This is a genomic window from Promicromonospora sp. AC04, assembly GCF_003058225.1.
GTDB lineage: Bacteria > Actinomycetota > Actinomycetes > Actinomycetales > Cellulomonadaceae > Promicromonospora.
In genome coordinates this window covers 243,899-266,363 of sequence record NZ_QBUG01000002.1, presented here as the reverse complement: position 1 = coordinate 266,363, position 22,465 = coordinate 243,899, and the positions used below count along the sequence as shown (strand labels likewise).

General features: G+C 70.5%; 19 protein-coding genes and 1 tRNA gene. 9 read left to right on the top strand and 11 right to left on the bottom strand.

The genetic code is table 11. The features are described from left to right. Position 1: 1 nt before the first annotated feature. From C8K30_RS06740 to C8K30_RS06730, 3 genes are all read right to left on the bottom strand, one after another. The gene (locus C8K30_RS06740) at positions 2-919 is read right to left on the bottom strand and encodes a macrolide 2'-phosphotransferase (RefSeq protein ID WP_108492562.1); all 918 of its coding nucleotides are present in this window, start codon (positions 917-919) and stop codon (positions 2-4) included. A 161-nt stretch (positions 920-1,080) separates the two neighbouring features. Then, positions 1,081-2,022, bottom strand: a complete 942-nt coding sequence (locus C8K30_RS06735) for an HAAS domain-containing protein (RefSeq protein ID WP_146197373.1) — start codon at positions 2,020-2,022, stop codon at positions 1,081-1,083. Continuing rightward, complete coding sequence (locus C8K30_RS06730; protein WP_108492126.1) at positions 2,019-2,351, bottom strand: PadR family transcriptional regulator; 333 nt, start codon at positions 2,349-2,351, stop codon at positions 2,019-2,021. The genes C8K30_RS06735 and C8K30_RS06730 overlap by 4 nt, the downstream gene beginning before the upstream one ends. A gap of 124 nt (positions 2,352-2,475) precedes the next feature. On the opposite strand from C8K30_RS06730, the gene nudC reads away from it, so the two are divergent. Further along, positions 2,476-3,393: an NAD(+) diphosphatase gene (gene nudC, locus C8K30_RS06725; protein WP_108492125.1), complete on the top strand. Its 918-nt coding sequence runs from the start codon at positions 2,476-2,478 to the stop codon at positions 3,391-3,393. 149 nt (positions 3,394-3,542) lie between these two features. Here nudC and C8K30_RS06720 read toward each other — a convergent pair whose 3' ends face one another. Further along, on the bottom strand, positions 3,543-3,812 hold the full coding sequence (locus tag C8K30_RS06720; RefSeq protein WP_108492124.1) for a mycoredoxin: 270 nt from the start codon (positions 3,810-3,812) through the stop codon (positions 3,543-3,545). A gap of 88 nt (positions 3,813-3,900) precedes the next feature. Here C8K30_RS06720 and C8K30_RS06715 point away from each other — a divergent pair, with 88 nt between their 5' ends. Next, positions 3,901-5,916 (top strand): ATP-dependent helicase, encoded by a 2,016-nt coding sequence (locus C8K30_RS06715; protein ID WP_199230382.1) that lies wholly within the window; start codon positions 3,901-3,903, stop codon positions 5,914-5,916. Positions 5,917-6,476: 560 nt separating this feature from the next. After that, positions 6,477-6,842 carry a WhiB family transcriptional regulator gene (locus C8K30_RS06710; RefSeq protein WP_274993364.1) on the top strand — a complete coding sequence of 122 codons (366 nt, stop codon included), beginning with the start codon at positions 6,477-6,479 and terminating at the stop codon, positions 6,840-6,842. Between the two features lie 14 nt (positions 6,843-6,856). On the opposite strand, the gene C8K30_RS06705 is transcribed toward C8K30_RS06710, so the two are convergent. Further along, positions 6,857-7,912 (bottom strand): ThiF family adenylyltransferase, encoded by a 1,056-nt coding sequence (locus tag C8K30_RS06705; protein WP_108492560.1) that lies wholly within the window; start codon positions 7,910-7,912, stop codon positions 6,857-6,859. A gap of 153 nt (positions 7,913-8,065) precedes the next feature. On the opposite strand from C8K30_RS06705, the gene C8K30_RS06700 reads away from it, so the two are divergent. Next, positions 8,066-9,583: a zinc-dependent metalloprotease gene (locus C8K30_RS06700; protein ID WP_108492122.1), complete on the top strand. Its 1,518-nt coding sequence runs from the start codon at positions 8,066-8,068 to the stop codon at positions 9,581-9,583. A 45-nt stretch (positions 9,584-9,628) separates the two neighbouring features. On the opposite strand, the gene C8K30_RS06695 is transcribed toward C8K30_RS06700, so the two are convergent. Continuing rightward, positions 9,629-10,171 (bottom strand): SprT-like domain-containing protein, encoded by a 543-nt coding sequence (locus tag C8K30_RS06695; RefSeq protein ID WP_108492121.1) that lies wholly within the window; start codon positions 10,169-10,171, stop codon positions 9,629-9,631. 174 nt (positions 10,172-10,345) lie between these two features. On the opposite strand from C8K30_RS06695, the gene C8K30_RS06690 reads away from it, so the two are divergent. Both C8K30_RS06690 and C8K30_RS06685 read left to right on the top strand, forming a co-directional pair. After that, positions 10,346-11,446, top strand: a complete 1,101-nt coding sequence (locus C8K30_RS06690) for a PDZ domain-containing protein (protein ID WP_108492120.1) — start codon at positions 10,346-10,348, stop codon at positions 11,444-11,446. 143 nt (positions 11,447-11,589) lie between these two features. Further along, positions 11,590-14,607, top strand: coding sequence for a UPF0182 family protein (locus tag C8K30_RS06685; RefSeq protein ID WP_199230381.1), 3,018 nt, complete (start codon positions 11,590-11,592; stop codon positions 14,605-14,607). 100 nt (positions 14,608-14,707) lie between these two features. Here the strand turns inward: C8K30_RS06685 and C8K30_RS06680 are convergent, their stop codons facing one another. Continuing rightward, positions 14,708-15,523 carry a nicotianamine synthase family protein gene (locus tag C8K30_RS06680; protein ID WP_108492118.1) on the bottom strand — a complete coding sequence of 272 codons (816 nt, stop codon included), beginning with the start codon at positions 15,521-15,523 and terminating at the stop codon, positions 14,708-14,710. A 111-nt stretch (positions 15,524-15,634) separates the two neighbouring features. Here C8K30_RS06680 and C8K30_RS06675 point away from each other — a divergent pair. Next, a tRNA-Met gene (locus C8K30_RS06675) sits at positions 15,635-15,708 on the top strand. 126 nt (positions 15,709-15,834) lie between these two features. Here C8K30_RS06675 and C8K30_RS06670 read toward each other — a convergent pair. Next, entirely contained in the window at positions 15,835-17,688 is a 1,854-nt protein-coding gene (locus C8K30_RS06670) for a nuclear transport factor 2 family protein (protein WP_146197372.1), read from the bottom strand. Here C8K30_RS06670 and C8K30_RS06665 point away from each other — a divergent pair. Continuing rightward, positions 17,650-18,639 (top strand): GlxA family transcriptional regulator, encoded by a 990-nt coding sequence (locus tag C8K30_RS06665; protein WP_108492116.1) that lies wholly within the window; start codon positions 17,650-17,652, stop codon positions 18,637-18,639. The two genes, C8K30_RS06670 and C8K30_RS06665, sit on opposite strands and share 39 nt — an antisense overlap. A gap of 288 nt (positions 18,640-18,927) precedes the next feature. On the opposite strand, the gene C8K30_RS06660 is transcribed toward C8K30_RS06665, so the two are convergent. The 3 genes from C8K30_RS06660 to C8K30_RS06650 all read right to left on the bottom strand — a co-directional run bounded on the left by C8K30_RS06660 (position 18,928) and on the right by C8K30_RS06650 (position 21,017). Then, complete coding sequence (locus tag C8K30_RS06660) at positions 18,928-19,938, bottom strand: alpha/beta hydrolase (RefSeq protein ID WP_108492115.1); 1,011 nt, start codon at positions 19,936-19,938, stop codon at positions 18,928-18,930. Between the two features lie 37 nt (positions 19,939-19,975). Then, entirely contained in the window at positions 19,976-20,722 is a 747-nt protein-coding gene (locus tag C8K30_RS06655) for an SDR family oxidoreductase (RefSeq protein WP_108492114.1), read from the bottom strand. A 106-nt stretch (positions 20,723-20,828) separates the two neighbouring features. Beyond that, on the bottom strand, positions 20,829-21,017 hold the full coding sequence (locus tag C8K30_RS06650; protein WP_199230380.1) for a hypothetical protein: 189 nt from the start codon (positions 21,015-21,017) through the stop codon (positions 20,829-20,831). A gap of 313 nt (positions 21,018-21,330) precedes the next feature. On the opposite strand from C8K30_RS06650, the gene C8K30_RS06645 reads away from it, so the two are divergent. Further along, positions 21,331-22,236 carry a helix-turn-helix domain-containing protein gene (locus C8K30_RS06645; RefSeq protein WP_108492113.1) on the top strand — a complete coding sequence of 302 codons (906 nt, stop codon included), beginning with the start codon at positions 21,331-21,333 and terminating at the stop codon, positions 22,234-22,236. Positions 22,237-22,465 lie beyond the last annotated feature (229 nt).

Genomic DNA, 22,465 nt, shown 5'->3' with positions numbered 1-22,465 from the left:
CTCAGCCCTCGTCGAGCGTCGCCTCGTCCAGGTCCTCCAGCATCGACGTCGCGTCCTCGACCACCTCGGGCAGCCGGTGCCGCACGCCGTGCAGCAGCCACCGGGCGAGCGCCAGCTCGCCCACGAGCATCGCGCGCTCCGCGAGACGCGGGTCGCTGAGCTCCGTGCGGCGCAGCTGGTACGCCTCCATGATCGAGTCCACGGCCTCCAGCGGCGCCGCCGCGATGAGCCAGGCCAGGTCGTCGGCGGGGTCGGCCACGCGGGCCTCCGCCCAGCCGGACACGGCCACCACCCGCTGCCGGTCCACGAGCAGCTGGTCCGGTGCAAGGTCGCCGTGCGCCACTACCGGCTTGAACTTCCACAGGGACACGTCCTCGAGCGCCGCCTCCCAGCGCCGCAGCAGCGTGGGCGGGACCCGCCCGGTCTTCGCCGCCTCGTCCACCTCGGTGAGTCGACGCTCGCGGTACTCGGAGGCGGTGTAGCTGGGCAGCCCGCACGTCTCCACGACGGACGTCGGCAGCTCGTGGATGGCGGCGATGGCCCGGCCCAGGTCGGCGGCGAGCCCGGGGCCCGGCTCCAGCGCCTCGACGTCGAGGTTGCTGCCGATGATCCGCCGGTGCACCACCGCCCGGCCGCCCTCCGGCAGCAGCGCGTAGCCCGCGACCTGCGGCACCACGAACGGGAGCACACCCGTGTCGATGTACAGCCGGAGCGCTTCGAGCAGCTCGATCTCGGCCTCCAGGGCCGCGCCCGCCACGGTGGTCCGCGGCGCGCGCACCACCCACTCCTGGTCGTCCTGACCCGTCACTACCGCGACGTCGTAGTCGCCTGCGAGGTCGCCGACGCGCACCGACTGGGCGTCGAGACCAGGCACGGCGGCGGTCGAGAGGGCGGCGAGAGCGAGGGGCGTGCGGGACACGTGCTCACCGTATTGCAGTGTCCGCACTGCCAGGGCACAGGGCGGTGGTGTGTCCCGGCTCCTGCATGGACCCGACGAGGCCCGTCACGCGGTCGGGCGGCTTCAGCCGACGACGTGACGGGCCTCGTATTTGGTGGATCAGTCCGGTCGGACGCGCAGTGCTACTTCTGCGCGGGCTTGCGCGGTCGGGCGTGCATGAGGGCTTGGCTCGCGCCGAGGGTGATGAACAGCCCGCCTGCCCACCAGACGCCCGAGGTGAGCATGCCCGGATAGAGCGCGGAGCTCACCAGCGCCGCGCCGCCGAGAAGGGCCAGGATGATGCCGGCCCACGGCTTGCCGAGGGCCATCAGCACGCCAAGAACGGCGACCGCGGCGGTGTAGAGCACGCCGTCGAGTTCCAGGCCCCAGCTGCCGACGATGGCCCCGCCGACGGCCAGGGCCATGGGCAGGACGGCGAGCACACCCCCGGCGATGCGCCAGCCGATCGCGGGCGGTCCGTTGCGGGCGATGACCGGTACAACGAGTGCGGCCCACGCGAGCCAGGCGGTGGGGGCGAAAGCCCAGCCGTCGGGGAAGACGAAGCTCAGGACCGACAGGAAGGCCGCCACCGCGGCGGTGAAGACGGTACGGGCACGCGGGGAGGCGAAGTTCGGGACCGCCGCGATCACCGCGGGGACCAGGCTCAGCAGCACGATCCCGAAGCCGTGCACCGCGAACTGGGTGTTCGGCATCGGGAGGGAGTCGTCCGGGCGCCAGAACGAGACGAACATCGCGGCGAAGACCGCCACGCCGCTCGCGAGCCACTGCAGCACGCGCCTCATCTGGTCGGTCCGGCCTTCTTCGTGGCCCAGCTCGGTCCGCACTCGTTCAGTGAACTGGGCTGGGTTGCCGAGGCTCTCCACGGCCTGCTCGGGCGAGCGGCCCGCATCCGCGGCGTCCGCGAAGTGGGCCCGGACGTCGTCGAGCACCGCCTCGCGCTGCTCGGGGGTGAGTGCCTGCAGTCGCTTGCTCACGCCGCGCAGGTAGGAGTCCTCGGCGTTCGAGTTCATCACAGTCCTCTCGGGCATCGTGGTCTTCTCGTTCATCGGAGTCTTCTCAGTCATCGTGATCCCTCCAGCAGTGCGTTGACCTGAGCGCCGAGCGACGCCCAGACCTGGGTGAAGGCGGTGAGCTGCTCGGTGCCGGTATCGGTGATGGCGTAGTAGCGGCGGGGGCGTCCGGCGCCGGACGCTTCCCATCGGGGCTCGACGAGCCCGTTCTCGCGCATGCGGGCCAGCAGGGGGTACAGGCTGCCCTCGCTTGCGATGAGCCCGCGCGTGGTGAGGTCGTCGGCCAGCTCGAGGCCGTACTTCTCGCCGTGAGAGAGCAGCGCGAGCACGCAGTACTCGAGCACTCCCTTGCGGAGGTTCGTTGCGATGCGCTCGTCGGTCATGACAGGAACCTAATCTTGCGTAGCAAGACTTGCAACACAATACTTGCATGGCAAGGTTCAAGCCGGTGTGTTCCGGCGAGGCGGCCGGGATCGGGTGTCGTGGCGGGCGACTACTGTCTGCCCTGTGCCAGTTCTCGACCTCCCGTTCGCCCGCGCTGCCCACGACCGCGCCGCACACCGGCGTGCCGAGCCCGGTCTCGTCGACGACCTGCGCAAGGAGCGGGGCACCCGGGTGCTGGTGCTGCGGGGGAGCCGCGTGGCCACGGTCGGGCAGCGGGTAGCGCTGTTCGCGCCCGACGACGTCGCGCACCTCGCGGTGCGCACGCACCTGTTCCTCGGGGAGGCCGACGGCGTCGCCTACCTCGCGGCCGTACTGCCCGAGCCCGCGTCTCAGCCCGACCTCGACTCCGAGGCCGAGCCCGACCTCGACGTCGACTGGACCGGGATGCGCACGCTCGACGTGCCCGACCTGGAGCAGGGCCTCGCTGTCGAGGCAATCGCGCTGGCCCAGTGGCATGCAGTGCACACCCACTGCCCGCGGTGCGGCACGGAGACCGAGGTGACGCAGGCCGGCTGGGTACGGCACTGCCCCGCGGACGGGTCGAACCACTTCCCGCGCACCGACCCCGCCGTGATCATGGCGATCACCGATCCCGACGACCGCCTGCTCCTGGCCCGCGGCCCGCAGTGGGACCTGGGCCGCCGCTCGGTGCTGGCCGGCTTCGTGGAGCCGGGCGAGGGCCTGGAGCAGGCGGTGGTGCGCGAGACCGCGGAGGAGGTCGGCATCGCCGTCGACCCCGGGTCGATCGAGTACCGCGGCAGCCAGTCGTGGCCGTTCCCGGCGTCCCTCATGCTGGGCTTCCGCGCCCGCGCGACCACCACGCGGCTGGTGCGGCAGGAGGACGAGATCGCCGAGGCCGACTGGTTCACCCGGGAGGAGGTCGCCACGGCTGTGGCCGACGGTCACCTGGGCCTTCCGGGGCGGGCCTCGATCGCGCGCTCCCTGATCGAGGAATGGTTCGGGGGCTCGCTCGAGGGCTGACGGCGAGGCCGACGACACCCCAGCCAGGGTTGGATCCACCCGTCGTAGGTGTGTGCCCGTAGGTCGAGATCGGCGCCGTCCACGACGACGAACGACAGCCGCAGCGCATCCGACGCCAACGTGGCGGAGCCTGCCCGACCGGGACGATGTCAGGCCGCGAGGGCCTGCTTCACCTGGGCAATGCTCGGGTTGGTCGCCGCCGAGCCGTCCGGGTACACCACGGTGGGCACGGTCTGGTTGCCGCCGTTGACCTGCTCCACGTAGGCGGCGGCCTCCGGCCGCTCCTCGATGTCGATGACCGTGTAGCCGATGCCCTCCGAGTCGAGCTGCGTACGCAGCCGACGGCAGTACCCGCACCAGGTGGTGGAGTACATGAGGACCGTCCCGTTCTCGGGGATCGGCGTGGTCGTCTCGGACATCTGTACTCCTTGTCAGTGGTTGCTGCGAGAATCGCAGACGATGCTCACCCAGACCAACTCCGCCGGCGGTCCGAATCATCCTGGGCCGATGAGTCCCGACGCGATCCTGACCGCCCTCGATCCCGAGCAGCGCGAGGTCGCCCTCGCGCTCAACGGGCCGGTGGTCGTGCTCGCAGGAGCTGGCACGGGCAAGACTCGCGCGATCACGCACCGCATCGCGTACGGCGTCCGCATCGGCATGTACAAGCCGACCAGCGTGCTGGCCGTGACCTTCACGGCGCGCGCGGCGGGGGAGATGCGCACGCGACTGCGTGGCCTCGGTGTCCAGGGGGTGCAGGCCCGCACGTTCCACTCCGCGGCGCTGCGCCAGCTCGGCTTCTTCTGGCCGCGCGTGGTGGGCGGCGCCCCGCCGCGGCTGCAGGAGTTCAAGGCGCCGATCATCGCGGAGGCGGCGCGACGCGTGGGCCTCAGCGTGGACCGCGTGGCCGTCCGTGACCTGAGCAGCGAGGTGGAGTGGGCCAAGGTCTCGCTCGTCACGGCGGACGACTACGAAAAGGCGGTGTACGCGACGGGCCGCGAGGCGCCGTCGGGCTATGACCCGCAGGCCGTGGCCCGCCTCATCACGGCGTACGAGGACGTGAAGACGGAGCGCGAGGTCATCGACTTCGAGGACGTGCTCCTCATGCTCGGGGACATGCTGAACAGCCACAAGATCGTGGCGGACGAGGTCCGCTCGCAGTACCGGCACTTCGTGGTGGACGAGTACCAGGACGTCTCGCCGCTGCAGCAGTTCCTGCTGGACCAGTGGCTGGGCGGGCGCAAGGAGCTGTGCGTGGTCGGCGACCCGTCGCAGACCATCTACTCCTTCACCGGCGCCTCCCCGCGGCATCTTCTGGAGTTCCGGCGCACCTACCCGGAGGCGCAGGAGGTCCGCCTCGTACGCGACTACCGCTCCACCCCCCAGGTGGTGAACCTCGCCAACGAGGTGCTCAAGCGCGCGGGGCGAGCGGGCGGCGCGCACCAGGCGCTGGAGCTCGTCGCGCAGCGCACGCCCGGCCCACCTGTCGCCTTCACGGCGTACGACGACGACGAGGCCGAGGCGAAGGGCGTCGCCACCCGGGCCGGGCGCCTGATCGAGTCCGGGGTGAAGCCGAGCGAGATCGCGGTGCTGTACCGCACCAACGCGCAGTCGGAGGCGTTCGAGGCCGCGTTCGCCGACGCCGGTGTGGGCTACCTCGTGCGCGGCGGCCAGCGGTTCTTCCAGCGCAAGGAGGTGCGCGACGCGCTGGTGCTGCTGCGGGGCGCTGCCCGCTCCGCCGACCCGGAGCTGCCCATGCCGGACCAGGTGCGCGACATCCTCGCCGCCGCCGGCTGGGCCGACCAGCCGCCCACGGCCCGCGGCGCCGCACGGGAGCGCTGGGACGCGATGCAGGCGCTCGTCTCCCTCGCCGACGATCTGGCGGCGGCCGCGACACCGGAGAGCCCGGCGACCGTCGCCGGGCTCGTGGCGGAGCTCGACGAGCGCGCCTCCGCGCAGCACGCGCCGACGGTCGAGGGCGTCACGCTGGCCTCGCTGCACGCCGCGAAGGGCCTGGAGTGGGACGCGGTGTTCCTCGCGGGGATGAGCGAGGGCCTCATGCCCATCTCGCTCGCGGAGACCGACGACGCGGTGCACGAGGAGCGCAGGCTGCTGTACGTGGGGATCACCCGCGCCCGCGAGCACCTGGAGGTGTCGTTCGGGCGCTCGCGCAATCCGGGCGGGCGTGCCTCGCGCAAGCGCACGAGGTTCCTCGACGGGCTGTGGCCGGACGATCCGCGCGCGCCCAAGGCCCGTACGGCACGCAAGGGACAGGCCCGCGCGCTGCTGACCGGTGAGCACGACGTCGCGCTCTTCGACGCCCTGCGCGACTGGCGGCTCGAGGTGGCCCGTGAGACGGACAAGCCCGCGTACACGGTGCTCACCGACGCCACGCTGGCGGCCATCGCGGAGATCCGACCTTCGGGCATAGCCGAACTTGCTCGCGTGGACGGCATCGGTCCGGCGAAGATCGACAAGTACGGCGCCACGATCCTCGCGATCGTGTCGGGTACGCCGGGTTCCTGAGCGGTCCGGCAGGTGGTCCGTCGAGGGAACTTTCGAGTGGTCCGGGGCCGCCCGGGACGGCCGCCCAGTGAGCCGTCCGGGGCAGTCCGAAAAACTTCTCAAGAAAGTTTGGAAAAAGAGTTGGCCCGGCCGGTCGGCCCGGCATAGTGTTCACATGTCCCTGACAGCAGTGGGTGAGGCCTTAAGGTCTGGCCCGGATTCGAGTGAGGAGGTGGGTGCATTGGAGATGAACAAGATTCCGCAGACGGATCTGCAGGTGTGCAAGCACGTGCTCGGCTACGAGCCCGTTCCGGCCACTGGCGCAGCTCTGTCTTTCCGCGCGCGCACTCACCGCGGAGGCGTCAAGCCGTCCGCGCTCGCACCCGACTCCGCATCTCCAGGAGACTCGCCGGTCTAACGACCGAAGAGATCCAGGCCGCGGAGTCCACCTAGGACCCGCGGCCTTAATTTTTGTCCGGAGTCCCGGCCCCACGAGGGCCGGCCGGCGAAGATCGAGCCCGGGGTCCTGTACCACCAACGTTCATCGACGACGTTCATCCTTCAGGACACAGGAGACAACCGTGCGCCTCACTGCGCTCCTCGACACACTCCCCCAGGGCGGCTCGGGCCCCTGGGACCCGCCTCAACACCCCGCCACGAGCGGGACCGGTTCGGACTCGGCGGAGTTCAACCGGCTGATGGACACACTGCTGCCGTGCCGTACCAACGACCCGGAGCTGTGGTTCGCCGAGCACAGCACGCAGGTGGAGCAGGCCAAGGCGCTCTGCCGCACCTGCCCGCTGATGCAGGGCTGCCTCGCCGGTGCCCTCGAGCGCAACGAGCCCTGGGGCGTCTGGGGTGGCGAGGTCTTCGTCGACGGCGCCGTGGTTGCCCGCAAGCGTGGTCGCGGTCGGCCCCGCAAGTCGGAGAACGTCGCCGCTGCCTGAGTCAGCGCCAGGCGTCAGGCCGGTAGGGCGACGCATCCGCAGCGCGGGTGCGGCGCCGCCGGCCGGGCCCGGGGGAGCCCGGCCGGAAGAGAGATCTCCAGGCACGCGCCGACTGCCGCGGGCCGGTGCCCGTCCAGCTGGGCGAGTACCTGGCCCGCGGCGATCGCTGCCGCCACGGCGGCGAGCGTCGCCTCGTGCGTCGGCTCCGGCGTCTTGCGCAGCTGGGCGGCCAGCGCCGGCCACTCGCGGTCGGCGTCGGCGTGGGCGAGGTCCACGCAGGTCACGCACGCGGACCGGCCCGGCCGGACGAGCGGGCCCACCACCACGTCGGCCTCCCGCACCACCACCGGCAGGTGCGGCACCCCGAGGCCCAGCAGCCGCTGGTACCGCGCCGGGTGTGCGGCATGCGGCTCGGTGGCCACCACGAGATCGAAGACCGCCGGATTGAGCCCCAGGCCGCCGGCACCGCTGTCGTCCACCCGGACGGCAACGCGCGGGGAACGCTCCGCGAGCAGGGACCGCACGGCGGCGTCGCGTGCCTGTCCCACGTCGACCGCCCGCAGCCCGCCCAGCCCGACATCCGTGGTCTGCACCGGCAGCGGGTCGTGCAGCACGAGGCCGCCCACCCCCGCCGTCGCGAGGTGCAGCGCGACCGCCGTACCCAGCCGCCCCAGGCCGACGATGCCCACCACCCGGTCCGCACGCTCGGCGAGGGTGGCCAGCCCGGCGCCGTCGGGCCGCAGCATGCCGAGCACCGTCGCGTCGGCCGCGCCGTCGGCCGGGGCGGTCACCGCGCCCACCGTCCCCGGAACGGGGACCAGCACACCCGCCCGGAACAGGGCGGTCATGATCTCGTCGCGCCGCTCGGCAGGCACCCCGCACCGGGCCGCCGACTGCTCGACCGTCACGTGCCGCCGCTCGGCGATCTCCTCGAGCCACGTCTCCTCGGCCGGGGTGAGGCCCGACAGCACGAACGACCAGCGCGGGTCCGAACCACACTGGACCTGGCCGCCGCCGCGAGTGAGCACGGGCGTACCGGGCCGCAGCCGGAGGAGGGGTGTGCGCGTCATGCCCACCACGATGCCCGACGGCGGCGCCACCGCCGGGCCGTCGTCCACAGTTCCAGAGGTATATCCAAAGCAGCGGCCGAGCTGGAAGTTCCCGTGTGCGCCCAGAGCCAAATGGACGGCACAGAGCTTGCCGACCCGGTTACGGTGAACACTATGAGCGACCAGCACCAGCCGGGCGAGACTCCCCAGTCGTGGGAGGAGATGCTGCGCTCCATGCTCGGCGACGGCGCAGACGAAGTGATGGCCGAGATGCGGGAACGGGGCATCGACCCGACGGCGCTCGGCGGACCGCCCGACCCGGTGATGATGCAGTACGCGCTGGCCCAGGTGCAGAAGATGCTCTCGGCCGAGGGCACCGGACCGGTCAACGCGGACGTCGCGCACGACGTCGCGCGGCAGGTCGCCGTCAGCGAGGGCGACCCGTCCCTGACCGGAAAGCAGGCCAAGGACGCGCGCGACGCGCTCGCGGTGGCGGAGCTCTGGCTCGACGCCGTCACCGACCTCCCGCCGGCCGGCGGGGCGAGGCACGCGTGGAACCGGTCCGAGTGGGTGGAGGCCACGCTCCCGGTGTGGAACCAGCTCGCCGCGCCCGTCGCCTCCTCGGTCTCGGACGCGCTGGCCACGGTGCTGCGCGACCAGCTCCCCGAGGGTGTCGACGACGGTGAGGCCGTCCCCGGGATGCCCGCCGGCGTGCTGCACGGCCTCGGCGGCTCGATCGACCCGTCCCAGATGATGCGCCGGCTCGGCTCGGCCGTGTTCGGCATGCAGGTCGGCCAGGCCGCTGGCACGCTCTCGCGCGAGGTGTTCGGCGCAACCGACGTCGGCCTGCCGCTGCTCGACAGCCCGGACACCGTGCTGCTGCCCACCAACGTGACCGCCTTCGCGGAGGGCCTGGACGCCCCGCTCGCGGAGGTCCGGCAGTTCCTGGCGGTCCGCGAGGCGGCTCATGCCCGGCTGTTCACCCACGTCCCGTGGCTCCGGTCGCACCTCCTGTCGATAGTGGAGCGCTATGCGCGCGGCATCACAATCGACCTCGACGCGCTCGAGTCGCAGGTGCGCGACATCGACCTCGCCGACTCCGACGCGCTGCGCAGCGCCCTGTCCGGCGGGGTCTTCGGCCTGCAGAACACCGACGAGCAGAAGGCCGTGCTGCTGAACCTGGAGACCACGCTCGCGCTGGTGGAGGGCTGGGTGGACGAGATCAGCGCCATGGCCGCGCTGCCGCATCTCCCGCACGCCATCCCGCTGCGCGAGATGATCCGCCGGCGCCGCGCCGCCGGCGGGCCGGCCGAGCAGACCTTCTCGACCCTGGTCGGCCTGGAGCTGCGGCCCCGCCGGTCCCGTGACGCCGCGACCTTGTTCTCGATAGTGGCCCGCGCGCAGGGTTCGACGGGGCGCGACGCCGTGTGGGACCACCCGGACCTGCTGCCCGGTACCGAGGACCTCGACGACCCGTCGGGTTACCTCGTACGCCGCGAGGCCGCGGAGAACGAGCACGCCGACGTGGACGCGGCGCTCAAGGAGATCTTCGGCGAGGACACGGCAGCCGAGGCGACGGCCGATGAGGACACGGCGGTCGACGACAGCCCGGCCGGCGAGGACACGGCGGTCGACGACAGCCCGGCCGACGAGGACGGCCCGACCGCCGGCCCTACCGACCAGGCGAAGTAGCGGGAGCGTGCGGTAGCGCCGCTCCCGAGGCCCGGTCGGTCTCGGTCAGTCGTCGCCGTCGTCCGACGTGACGTGCCCCGGGTCGTCCTGTGCGAACGACGCGCCCTCCAGGAAACCGCGCGCCCGGTCCGTCTTGGGGTAGACCTCGAGGATCCGCCAGAACTCCGGGCCGTGGCCGGCGTGCAACAGGTGCGCCAGCTCGTGCAGCAGCACGTAGTCGAGCACCCAGGACGGCATGCCCTGCAGCCGGGTGGAGATGCGGATGGAGCCGTCCAGCAGCGTGCACGACCCCCAGCGCCGGCCCTGGTTCGACGACCAGCGCACGCTGGAGGGCCTGGCCCGGCCGTCGAGATACTTGACGGAGAGCTCACCGGCGCGGTCCATCAGCTCCTGGTCGGACGGACGGCGGCGCCGTTCCTTGTCCTCGAGCCGGGCCACCATCTTGGCCACCCACTCTCGCTCCTGAGCCCGAGAGAAGCGCGCGGGAATCGCGACGATGGTTCGTCCACCGTCGCGATATGCGCTCACCGTGGCGGTGCGACGGCGGCTCCGGCGCACCTCCACGGACGTCAAGGCGTCGTGGGCCACGGAACGACCGTAGCGGTTATCGGCGTCGAGGTGGGGTATAACACACCGTTCGGGTGGAAAAACTTTGCACAACGGCGTAATAGGTAGCGTGCGTCGAACACCCGCCGGAGCCGCCGCCGGGGCAGTTTTCACGGAACCCTCAGTCAAGTGAGGAATGATGGGCCGGTGACTGACATGCGCGACCTCCAGCACGCCCCGCAGCCCGAGCCCTCACCGTTCGAGGATCCCGAGGCCGTGGTCGCGCCGATCACGCGCCGCACCGTGACGCTGGGTGTCTCTCTGCTGGCTACGGCAGTCCTGGCCGCGGTGGCGCTGGTGGTGCCCACGCCCTACGCGATGCGTTCGCCGGGACCCACCGAGGACACGCTCGAGCGGAACCTCATCCAGATCGAGGGCGCCCGGACGTACGAGTCCACTGGACAGCTGCGGCTGACGACGGTCTCCGTGCTGGGCGGGCCGGGCTACCCGATGATGTCGGGGCAGGTGATCCAGGGCTGGCTGGACCCGCAGCGCTCGGTGCTCCCGGTGGAGGCGATCTTCCCCGAGGCGACCACCAAGGAGCAGCAGCAGGAGGCCAGCCAGGCCGAGATGGTGTCCTCGCAGGAGTCGGCAACGGCCGCGGCGCTGACCGAGCTCGGCTACGACGTGCCCGCCGTCCTCGACGTGGCCGGGACGGAGCAGGGCTCCGGGGCCGAGGGCAAGCTCGAGGAGGGCGACGTCATCAAGGAGTTCCAGGGCGACCCCGTCGGCACCTACGCGGACCTCATCGACGGGCTCGCGGCGACGACGCCGGGCGACGACGTGACGCTCGGCGTGCAGCGCGGCAAGCGCACCATGGACGTCACGATCACCACCGCCGACAACGGGCAGCGCGCGGTGCTCGGCGTCTTCATCGACCCGCACTACGACTTCCCCGTCGACGTCTCCATCGAGATCGAGAACATCGGCGGACCCAGCGCGGGCACCATGTTCGCGCTCGGCATCATCGACAAGCTCACGCCGGAGGACGAGGCGAACGGCCAGATCATCGCCGGTACCGGGACGATGAGCCCCGAGGGCACGGTCGGCCCCATCGGCGGCATCGAGCAGAAGCTGTACGGCGCCGTCCGGGACGACGCCAAGTGGTTCCTCGCACCAGCCGACAACTGCGACCAGGTGGTCGGCAACGTGCCCGACGGGCTGAACGTGGTGAAGGTGTCGACGCTCGCGCAGGCGCGCGACGCCGTCGAGCAGATCGGGCGCGGCGAGGGTGGTGACCTCCCGACGTGCACCTGACGTTCGGGGGCGTCCGTGCCGACCTGTTGACCGCGTGTTGCACATCTGGAGGATGTGGGAACCTTGTGTTGGGAACCTTGACCAGAGCCTGGCCGTTCCACCTGCGTACGGCCCAACCATTGATGACGTGAGGTAACGCAGAAGTGTCCTTCGCCGCAGCACCGCGCCGCCCTTCCGGCGGCGCCCCCCGAGCCCGACGACGCAGTCCGCTGGGGGTGGCGGTCGTCGCAGTCGCCGTCGTCATCGCAGCCCTGCTTCTCCTAGCGCAGTTCTGGACCGAGGTGATGTGGTTCGGGCAGCTCGGGTTCTCCCGGGTGATCTGGACCGAGTGGGGCATGCGCGCAGCCCTGTTCGCAACCGGGTTCGTGGTCATGGCGGGATCCGTGTTCTGGTCGTTCACCGCGGCCTACCGCTCTCGCCCCGTGTACGCGCCCAGCACCCCCGAGCAGGCCACGCTCGACCAGTATCGCGAGGCGGTGGAGCCGCTGCGCCGGGTAGTGATGATCGCCGCCCCGGTCCTGGTCGGCTTCTTCGCGGGTGTTGCGGCGTCGGCGCAGTGGCGCGCGGTGCTGCTCGCGTTCAACAGCGAGCCGTTCGGCGAGACCGATCCGCAGTTCAACATGGACATCGGGTTCTTCGTCTTCACGCTGCCCGCGCTGCGGTTCGGCGTCGGGTTCCTCATCTCGGTGGTGGTGATCGCCGGCATCGCCGGGCTGATCACGCACTACCTGTACGGCGGGCTCCGGGTCGGCCCGGCCGCGGCCGGCGGGCCCCGCACCACCCCCGCCGCGCGCATCCACCTGGCCATCATCGGCGCCGTCCTCCTGCTGCTGATCGCGGCCAACTACTGGCTGGACCGGTACTCGATCCTGACGAACGCGGGCGACCGGTTCGACGGCGCCTCGTACTCCGACGTGCACGCCGTGATCCCCGCCAAGGGCATCCTCACGGTGGTCGCGATCTTCGTCGCCGCGCTGTTCATCGTCACCGCGTTCCGTGGCGACTGGCGCCTGCCGGCGATCGGCGTCGGGCTCATGGTGGTGTCCGCCATCGCGATCGGCGGGATCTACCCCGCCGTCGTGCAGCGCTTCCAGGTGAACCCGAACGCGCAGGAGCTGGAGGCCGAGTACATCCAGCGCAACATCGACGCCACGTTGTCGGCGTTCGATATCGACGACGTCGAGAAGGAGCAGTACGACGCCACCACCGAGGCCGAGGAGGGCGCCCTGCGGTCGGACGCCGACACCGCGGCGTCGATCCGGCTGCTGGACCCGCAGGTCGTGTCGCCGTCGTTCCGCCAGCTGCAGCAGAACAAGCAGTACTACAACTTCAACGACTCCCTGTCGGTGGACAAGTACGAGATCGACGGCGAGTCCCGTGACACCGTGATCGCGGTGCGCGAGCTGAACCTCGACGGCCTGGGCCAGGACCAGCGCAACTGGGTCAACGACCACACCGTGTACACGCACGGTTACGGCGTCGTCGCCGCGTACGGCAACCAGCCGGGTCCGGACGGACGCCCGGCGTTCTTCGAGGGCGGCATCCCGTCGCAGGGTGCGATCACCGACATGGAGGGCGAGTACGAGCCCCGCATCTACTTCAGCCCCAGCACCACCACGTACTCCGTGGTCGGCGCGCCCGAGGGCACCGATGCGTGGGAGCTCGACTACCAGGCCGACGACGCGGACGACGGTGGCCAGGTCAACACGACGTTCACGGGCGACGCCGGGCCGAGCGTCGGCTCGTTCGGGAGCAAGCTGCTGTTCGCGCTGAAGTTCGGCGAGGAGCAGCTCCTGTTCTCCGACCGCGTGACGAGCGAGTCGCAGATCCTCTACGACCGTGACCCGCAGCAGCGCGTCAGCAAGGTCGCGCCGTGGCTCACGCTCGACAACCGGGCGTACCCGGCGGTCGTGGACGGCCGCGTGAAGTGGATCATCGACGCGTACACCACCAGCGACGCCGTCCCGTACTCGACGTCGACGCCGCTGGACGAGGCGGTGGCGGACACGCTCACCACCACCACCACGCAGACGGGCGCGCCCGTCGAGCTGCCGGAAGAGGTCAACTACATCCGCAACTCGGTGAAGGCCACGGTCGACGCCTACGACGGGTCGGTCGACCTGTACGCGTGGGACGCCGAGGACCCGATCCTGAAGGCCTGGACCAACGTCTTCCCGACGTCGGTCAAGCCGATGGAGGAGATCTCCGGTGACCTGATGAGCCACCTGCGGTACCCCGAGGACCTGTTCAAGGTGCAGCGCACGCTGCTCAGCCAGTACCACGTGACGAACTCCGCCGAGTTCTTCTCCGGTCAGGACTTCTGGAACAACCCGACCGACCCGACGTCGGAGGCGACCACCGCGCCGCTGCAGCCGCCGTACTACCTGACGCTGCAGATGCCGGGACAGGAGGAGTCGTCGTTCTCGCTCACGTCGACCTTCATCCCGGGCGGTAACACCGACCGCGAGGTGCTCACCGGGTTCCTCGCCGTGGACGCCGACGCCGGGAACCAGGCCGGCACCAAGGCCGAGGACTACGGCAAGCTACGCCTGCTGGAGCTGCCACGAGATACGACTGTGCCCGGCCCCGGCCAGGTGCAGAACAACTTCGACTCCAACCCGACGATCTCCGAGCAGCTGAATCTCCTCCAGATCGGTTCGTCCACGGTGCGGCGCGGCAACCAGCTCACCCTGCCCATGGGCGGCGGCCTGCTGTACGTGCAGCCGGTGTACATCCAGTCGACCGGCGGCACGCAGTTCCCGCTGCTGCGCAAGGTGCTGGTCGCGTTCGGTGACGACATCGGCTTCGCCGACACGCTCGACGAGGCGCTGGACCAGGTGTTCGGCGGCGACTCGGGTGCACAGGCAGGCGACGCGGGTACGGCTACGGACGAGGCGCCGACCGCTCCGCCCACGGGTGAACCGGGTACTGAGCCGAGCACGGAGCCGAGCACCGAGCCGACCGAGGAGTCGGGTACCGGCGGGGAGCCGTCAACGGAGCTCGACGCCGCGCTGCAGGAAGCGGCCGACGCCATGGAGGACGCCAACGCCGCCCAGCGGGACGGTGACTGGACCGCCTACGGCGAGGCGCAGGAACGCCTGCAGCAGGCGCTCGAGGACGCGATCGCAGCCGAGGAAGCGCAGAGCGGCTCGGCGGGGTAAACCCCGCGGCCGTCGCGCGCTGACCGCGTAGTACGCGCAGGAAAAGGCTCCCCGGTGCTCGCACCGGGGAGCCTTTTCCGTGCGGGGACTCAGGCCGGGCTCAGCCGGCTCGACGGGCGACCACCACCGAGTTGATGACGTCGTCGGTGGGGTGCACGACCTCCAGCACCTCGAAGCCGGGCATCGCCCCCAGGTCGACGGGCGGGTACAGCAGGGTGCGCAGGCCGCGCGCGCTGCGCGCGAGCAGCAGCGCCCCGGGTCGCATGGCGCCGGCCACCTGGCGCAGGATCCCGGCCTTGGCCGACGGCGTCTCGCCCACCAGCGCGGCGAGCACCACTGCGTCGTAACCCGTGAGCCCGACGTCGGCGGCGTCGGCCCGCTCGAACCGGACCGCCGCGGACCCCACCCGGGCGGCCACCTGCCGGGCGAGGGCGACCGCTGTCACGTCCCGGTCCAGGCCGACGACGGTGGCGCCGAGCGCGTCGGCGTATCCGAGGGTGCTGAGCGGGAGCGGTCCACTGCCGAGGACGGCGACCGCCGTCGGCGTACCGCCCGAGTGGGTGATCAGGCGGGCCTCCAGGGCCGTGAGCCGGTGGTAGTTGTCGAGGTAGGGAAACTCGGCGAGTGCCGCCCGCGGGTCGGGCGCTGTGACGATGTGCTCCGCCCAGGCGTGTTCGAGCGCGGTCTCGCCGCGCGCGGAGAGACCGCGGATGGTGTCCCGTCGGCGGTGGACCTCGGGGTGCGCCAGGATGTCTCGGGCTTGGCGGTCCGGCGTCGCGAGGACCGCCTGTACCAGGTCACCAAAGAGGGCGTTGGTGCGGGGGGCCGGTCGCAGGTGGGGAAGGGCGGCAAGCTGGTCGGTGAGATGGACGATCCGGTCGGCGGTCAGGGTCGTATCGCTCAGCTCCGTCGTCATGGGGACGATCGTTCCACGGCCGGATCGGTTCGACTGGCTGTGACCTGCGTCTCGACCGGTCGGACCGGTTTGCACTTAGCCGCCGGGGGTGCGTAAAGTAGGGGTTACCGACGCGGGGTGGAGCAGCTCGGTAGCTCGCTGGGCTCATAACCCAGAGGTCGCAGGTTCAAATCCTGCCCCCGCTACAAGTGTGATGTCGCAGGACATCGCGGGCAGCCGGACCTACGAAATCGTAGGTCCGGCTGTTTTTATTTCCGGGCTGGTCCGGGTGGTCGGTCCGGAGGCGGCGCTCGCCCCGACCCCGGCGGCTGTCAGAACATCGTGTTGTCGTTGGCGGCGGTCTCGGGCACGGCCTGTTCGGAGCTCCAGTGCTCGACGATCCTGGCATCGCGGACCCGGAAGAGGTCGATGACCGACCGGCCACGCTCGCCCGGCGTGTCGACGTAGTGGCTGTGCACGGCGACCAGGTCGCCTTCGGCGATAACGCGTTTCGGTGTGACACTCAGCTGCGGGAACTTGTCGAAGTAGCTGCCCAGGCCGGCCTTGAGGCCGGCTGCGCCGCCGGGGATGTTCGGGTTGTGTTCGTGGTGGTCGGCGCCGACGTAGGCGTCGATGGCGGTCAGGTCCTTGCGGACCAGCAGTTGGTCGACGAACGCGGTGACCAGTTCCTTGTGGTAGGCGGTGAACCAGCGCTGCCCGATCGCGTCGGTCCGCGGCTCGCTGAGCGTGGCGAACATGTCGTTGCCGCTGGCCGTGGTGGCGGGCACTTCCTGAATGACGTCCCAGTGCTCGGCGATCTTGCCGTCCTGGAAGCGGAACAGGTCGAACACGGCCAGACCCTCGGTGCCCGGCACCATGACGTAGCGGGAGTGCAGCAGGACCAGATCGCCGTCGGTGATGACCCGTCGGGGCTCGAAGGCGGCCTGCGGGAACTGCTGTCGCATGGCGCCGCTGAAGTACTTGAGGGCGTCGGCTCCGTCGGGCGCCAGGGGGTTGTGCTGGATGTAAGAATCGGGCCGCACGACCCGATCGACGATGGCCGTGTCACCGAGGACGAACACGTCATGCAGCAGTTGCTGGGCAAGTTGTGCCTTGCTGTCTCGAACGGTCAGCACGATCTTGCCGCTCGTACGGCCGGTCTCGCCGAGCGCGTGCGCCTTCGCGGCCTCGGCGAGCGGGAAGGTGGCCTCGACGTGGGCGCGCAGTGCGCCGGTCTCGACCAGGGCGGCGATGGCCTGCATGCCGGCCTGGTCGGCCTCGACCAGCAGCGACTCGTAGCGGATCCCCCGCTCGGCGATCGTCGCTAGTTCGCCGGCGTCGATGGGTACCGGAAGGATCGAGACGAGGGTGCCGCCCGGGCGCAGCACGGCCACGGATCGGGCGCGGGCGGCGGAGTCACGGGAGATCGGGTCGAGGACCACGTCGATGTCGCTGAGCACCTCGGTGAAGTCGACGCTGTGGTAGTCGATGACCTCGTCGGCACCGAGGGATCGCAGGAAGTCGTGTTTGGCTGCGCTGGCGGTGCCAATGACGTACGCGCCGCGGGCCTTGGCGATCTGCACGGCGAGGTGACCGACGCCGCCGGCCGCCGCGTGGATCAGGACTCGCTGCCCGGCCCGGACGCCGGCGGTGTCGACCAGTGCCTGGTAGGCGGTCAGCGCGGCCAGCGGCAGCGCACCGGCCTGGACGTGGTCGATCCCGGCGGGCTTGTGCGTGAAGACGCGGGCCGGCCCGGTCACGTACTCGGCGTGCGAGCCGGCTCCGCCCGGGTACGGCAGCATGCCGAAGACCTCGTCGCCGGGCTTGAACACGGTGACGCCCACGCCGACGGCCTCGACCACGCCGGAGACGTCCCAGCCGAGCACCTGCGGCAGCCGGGCGATGAACGTGGACTGGGCTCGGCTCCACCAGTCGGTCGGGTTGACCCCGGCCGCGTGAACGGCGACCAGGATCTCACTCACCCCGGGCGCCGGTTTGGGTAGCAGGGTCTCCTGCAGCACGTCGGGGGCGCCGTAGACGTCCTGGCTGATGGCTCGCATGGTTTCAATGTCCGTCATGGGCCCAGCCTGGCCGCCGTCACAGGCCACTACAATGGCATGATCGCCAATTTTCGACGGGATCCTGCCATGACCAAGGCGCACCGCGTCGTTGTCCTCGCCCTGCACGGGGTGTACCCGTTCGACCTGGGCATTCCCCACCGCGTCTTCGGCGCCGCGGACGGCCGCTACGAGGTCGTGACCTGCACCATCGACGGTCACCCGGTGCGCACCAGCGAGGACTTCTCCATCACCGTCGAGCATGGCCCGGAGGTGTTGCGCACCGCCGACACCGTGATCGTCCCACCGTTTTACACCAGCAACCCCCGCCGTGAAACGCTGGTCGACCTGGCGCAAGTCCTCGCGTACGTGGCCCCCGGCACCCGGATCGTGTCGACCTGCACCGGCGCCTTCGTGCTGGCCGCGGCGGGACTGCTCGACGGGCGCCGGGCCACCACGCACTGGCACGCCACGGGCCTCTTCCGGGAGTGGTACCCGCAGGTGGAACTCGACCCGAACGTCCTGTTCGTCGACGAAGGCGACGTGCTGACCTCGGCCGGTGCCGTTGCCGGCATCGATGTCTGCCTGCACCTTGTCCGCAAGGACCACGGCAGCGAGATCGCCAACCATGTGGCCCGCAGCTGCGTCGTCCCCCCGTGGCGCGAGGGGGGCCAGGCGCAGTACATCCAACACCCGGTCCCCGACGCGACGGCGAACGACACGTCCGCCGCCCGGCAGTGGGCGCTGCAGAACTTGCACAAGCCGCTGACCCTGAGCGACCTTGCCGAGCACTCGAACATGAGCCTGCGCACCTTCGCCCGCCGCTTCACCGAAGAAGTCGGCTTGAGCCCCGGACGCTGGCTCATCCAGCAACGCGTCGACCGTGCCCGGCAGTTGCTGGAATCCACCGACCTGCCGGTCGACGACATCGCCGGCCAGGTCGGCTTCGCCGGCGGCACCTCGCTACGCGAACACCTGCACGCCGCCATCGGCGTCACACCACTGGCCTACCGGCGCACCTTCCGAGGCGCACCGGCAACAAGCCGTGCCACCGCGGCGGGTGCTCGGCGGGATGATTGAGCACGTCGCCCTCGACCGTAAAACCATGTACGCCATACCATCGGCTGCGCCGGGGACGGGTATCGGCTGCGACGAGCAGATAGGAGGGGTCCCGGTGGCGCGTTACGACGGGTCGTCATGACCTTCTCGCGGGTGGCGCTCCTCTGGGTGGTGCGGGGCATCGGTGCGCTCATGCGGAAGCGCACCGCCGGTGTAGGTCCGGTGGGCGACGAGGTGCCGCGGGGCACGGTGAGGATCGCGCCGGCTGCCGTCGACTCAGGTCAGGACGACGGTCTGGTGCTCCCGGTGTCACTCGCCGCCGAGGTGGTCAATCATGAACGCGCTCGAAAGCGCGACCGCCTCGCGACCGGCCTCGAGCGCGGCGAGGTTGGCAGGGAAGACGTGAGTCATGCCCTCCCACACGTGGAGCTCGACCTTCGCGCCGTCCGCCTCGGCGATCGCCGTCGCGTCGTCGAACAAGGCTTCGTCGGTGCCGACGTGGACCATGATCGGCGGCGCCTCGGCGAACGAGCCGAAGCGGGGCGAGAGGCGCGCGTCGCCGCGGTCGTGTGGTCCCGCGTAGGACGTGGCGGCCGCGTCCAGGGCGTCGCGCGCGATGATCAGATCGGCGTCGGCACGCTCCATCAGGCTGGGGGCGGTCAGCGTCAGGTCGGCCCAGGGCGAGACGAGCACGAGCGCGCGCGCAGCCGAACCGCTCGCCTGCACCGCCGCGAGGGCGAGCCCTCCGCCGGCCGAGTCTCCGGAGACTGCGAGACGGGTGCGTCCGTCGTCGTGCAAGGCCTGGATGATGGCCACCGCCTGGTCGAGCGCGGCAGGGAACGGCGCCTCGGGGGCGAGCGCATACTCGGGGACGAAGGCGGACGCCCCCACCTGTTGCGCGAGATGGCTGACAAGGTTGCGGAAGGCCAGCGCGGAGCCGATGACGTAGCCGCCGCCGTGGAAGTGGACCAGCGTCGCGTCGACGAGCGAGTCCTCCGGGATGCACCACCACCCCGCGACGCCGGCGACCGTTCCGGGCTCGAACCGGACACCCTCCGCAGCGGGCGTCGTCGCCATGAACTCGTCGTAGAAGCCGCGCGACTCGGGGGCGATCTCCATCCGCGGCATGGTAGAGAGATAGGCCCGCGTCGCCGTCATGGTCTCGGCATCAGCCGGGGTCAGCTGGTGGTGCGTGGTCGTCATCGTGATTCTTTCGTTGGTCGGGTGTGCTAGGTCGTACGCAGTACGGCGCGTGGTCTCCAGGCCGATGCCGCTGGTGCCGTCGGTGATGACGGCGCGCCTGCCCTGAAGTCGAGTCATGATGCTGTTCTTTCGAGGTCGGTCCGGGTGTCGTGGCCTAGAAGACGGTCAGCCCGCCGTCGATCACCAGGTCGGCGCCCACGGTGAACCGGGACTCGTCGGAGGCCAGGTAGACAACCGCTTTGGCGATCTCCTCGGCTTCCCCGAGCCGTCCGAGTGGGATGTCGGCGCGGATGCCGTCCATGACGACCTGGTGGTACTCGGCGGGGATGCTGTCGTAGAGCGGGGTGGCGATCGGGCCGGGGCTGACTGCGTTGACCCGCACGCCGTGCGAGCCCAGCAGGTCGGCGTTCCACGAGCGCATCAACGCGGACACGGCGCCCTTGGTCGCGGCGTAGGCATTCGCGGTGGCGGCCGCGCTGTGGGCGCTGGCGCTGGAGTTCAGCACCACCGAGGACGGGTTGGCGAGCACCGGGACCAGCGACTGCATCAGGAAGAAGACGCTCTTGACGTTGATGGTGAACAGGCGGTCGAAACTGGCTTCGTCATGTGTCTCGAACGGCCGCCAGTCGGACACGCCGGCGTTGAGGAACGCGATGTCCAGGGACCCGAAACGGTCCTGGACCGTCCGGGCGAGCTCCTGCTGCGCGGCCAGGTCGACCGCGTCGACCTGCAGCACCGCAACGTCGTTGCCGAGCTCGATGCGGGCCTTCTCGATGTGCGCCGGGGTGACGCCGGTGACGATCACCTGCGCGCCCTCGGCCAGGAACTGCTTGGCGGTTTCCAGCCCGATACCGCTGGTACCACCGGTGATGAGGGCGCGCTTGTTTGCTAGTCGTGACATGAAAGAACTCCAAGGTGAGTTGAATGACTTGTCTTCGTAAGGCTGATGAGCGGCAGTTCGACCTGTGGTCTGACGTTGACGCTCGTGAGAACAGCGCGGGATGTGATCAGGCGGCGGCTCGCTCACCAGCGGGCCGACGGCGCAGGGCCGGGTGCTGCAGGGCCGGGGGCAGGTAGGCGGACTGGTCGGGCATGCCGATGTCGGCGCCGGGTGGAACGATCTTGTCGATCTGGTCGAGGACTTCGTCGGTGAGCGTCAAGTCGATGCCGGCGAGGAGGTCGTCGAGGTGCTCCATCGTGCGGGGCCCGATGATCGCACTGGTATCGCATGCGCAGCGCTCCAAAGGTGTGGTTGAGGCGAGGGCGGAGCGGTGACTCCATGGACTGGTGTAGCTGTACGGGCACCAGGCAGGATCACCTCATCCGACCCTCCTTGGGTCCGGCGGATGGCCGAGCAGCGAGGATCCGTTTCCGGCCGCCCTCGGTCCGACGATTACTCAGCGTGCCGGGCGCCCCGGCACTTACCCAGGCCACGGTCTTGCGTACGTCCGCTGGTCCTACTACTGGCAGGATCATGCTGATGCGTGTCCGGCCATGGATACTGAGGTGATGGACGAACACCCCGAACCGGTGCGCGGACCCGGCGCGGGCGGCTCGCACCCGCGGGCCGGGCTCAGCGAGTTCCTGCGTACCCGGCGGGCCCGGCTGAAGCCGCAGGACGTGGGACTGCCGGACTTCGGTCGGCGCCGTCGGGTACCGGGGCTACGACGCGAGGAGCTGGCGCAGCTGGCCGGGGTGTCGGTGGCGTACTACACCCGCCTCGAACAGGGCGACGGGCGAAACGTGTCGACGGAGATCCTCGACTCCATCGCCCGTGCGCTCAGGCTCAGTGACGATGAGCACGCTCACCTGACGCACCTGGCGAAGCCGAAGAACAGGAAGCCGGTCGTTCGCAGGCAGCAGGTACGCGGCACGCTGCGGACGCTGCTGGACGCCATGGAAGGCGTCCCGGCGATGGTCGTGGGGCGACGCTCGGACATCCTCGCCTGGAACCGGATCGCCGCGGCACTGTTCGGCGACCTGGCGCAACTGCCGGCGCAGGAGCGCAACTGGGCGCGGCTGGTGTTCCTGCGGCCCGAGTACCGCGACCTGTTCGTGGATTGGAAGCAGAAGGCGATCGACACCGTCAGCCAGCTGCGCATGTACGCCGGCGCCCATCCGAACGACCCTCAGCTGGCCGCCCTGGTAGGCGAGCTGTCCGTGAGGAACGAGGAGTTCCGGCAGTTGTGGGCCACCCACAACGTCCAGGAGAGACCGCATGGCACCCAGCGCTTGCGGCACCCCCTCGTCGGCGAGCTCGACCTCCGCCTCGAAGCGTTCCTCACCGATGACCCCGACCAGACGCTGTTGTCCTACCACGCCGAACCGGAGTCACCATCGGCTGAGGGACTGCGTTTGCTGGCCAGCTGGGGCGCGGACGCCACACGGGCAGGAATCGACAACTCACGTAGGTAAAGCCCTGCGCTTCATCGGCAGGCGCCCAGTAATGCAGCCGAGGACCGGGCTGTTGACCTGCGGTGACGTTTGACGTGGCGTGGCCACCGCCGGATGCGTCGTTGTTTGTGTGGAACCACAAGCCTGTGGCCGCCGACCACGCGATCGCACCGCGCACGACGTGGCTCGGTCCTTGAGCAGCCTCCTGGGTGGGTTGGAGACCCTGCTATTCGCACGTACTTCTTTGCCC

Bases quoted from the DNA above. Each gene is read 5' to 3' on its own strand.
- C8K30_RS06665 (WP_108492116.1), top strand. From the start codon at position 17,650: ATGACCAAGGCGCACCGCGTCGTTGTCCTCGCCCTGCACGGGGTGTAC.
- C8K30_RS06680 (WP_108492118.1), bottom strand. From the start codon at position 15,523: ATGACGACGGAGCTGAGCGATACGACCCTGACCGCCGACCGGATCGTC.
- C8K30_RS06735 (WP_146197373.1), bottom strand. From the start codon at position 2,022: ATGACTGAGAAGACTCCGATGAACGAGAAGACCACGATGCCCGAGAGG.
- C8K30_RS06650 (WP_199230380.1), bottom strand. From the start codon at position 21,017: ATGGAGCACCTCGACGACCTCCTCGCCGGCATCGACTTGACGCTCACC.
- C8K30_RS06730 (WP_108492126.1), bottom strand. From the start codon at position 2,351: ATGACCGACGAGCGCATCGCAACGAACCTCCGCAAGGGAGTGCTCGAG.
- C8K30_RS06660 (WP_108492115.1), bottom strand. From the start codon at position 19,938: ATGACTCGACTTCAGGGCAGGCGCGCCGTCATCACCGACGGCACCAGC.
- C8K30_RS06705 (WP_108492560.1), bottom strand. From the start codon at position 7,912: ATGACGCGCACACCCCTCCTCCGGCTGCGGCCCGGTACGCCCGTGCTC.
- C8K30_RS06690 (WP_108492120.1), top strand. From the start codon at position 10,346: ATGCGCGACCTCCAGCACGCCCCGCAGCCCGAGCCCTCACCGTTCGAG.
- C8K30_RS06715 (WP_199230382.1), top strand. From the start codon at position 3,901: ATGAGTCCCGACGCGATCCTGACCGCCCTCGATCCCGAGCAGCGCGAG.
- C8K30_RS06645 (WP_108492113.1), top strand. From the start codon at position 21,331: ATGGACGAACACCCCGAACCGGTGCGCGGACCCGGCGCGGGCGGCTCG.
- C8K30_RS06720 (WP_108492124.1), bottom strand. From the start codon at position 3,812: ATGTCCGAGACGACCACGCCGATCCCCGAGAACGGGACGGTCCTCATG.
- C8K30_RS06700 (WP_108492122.1), top strand. From the start codon at position 8,066: ATGAGCGACCAGCACCAGCCGGGCGAGACTCCCCAGTCGTGGGAGGAG.
- C8K30_RS06655 (WP_108492114.1), bottom strand. From the start codon at position 20,722: ATGTCACGACTAGCAAACAAGCGCGCCCTCATCACCGGTGGTACCAGC.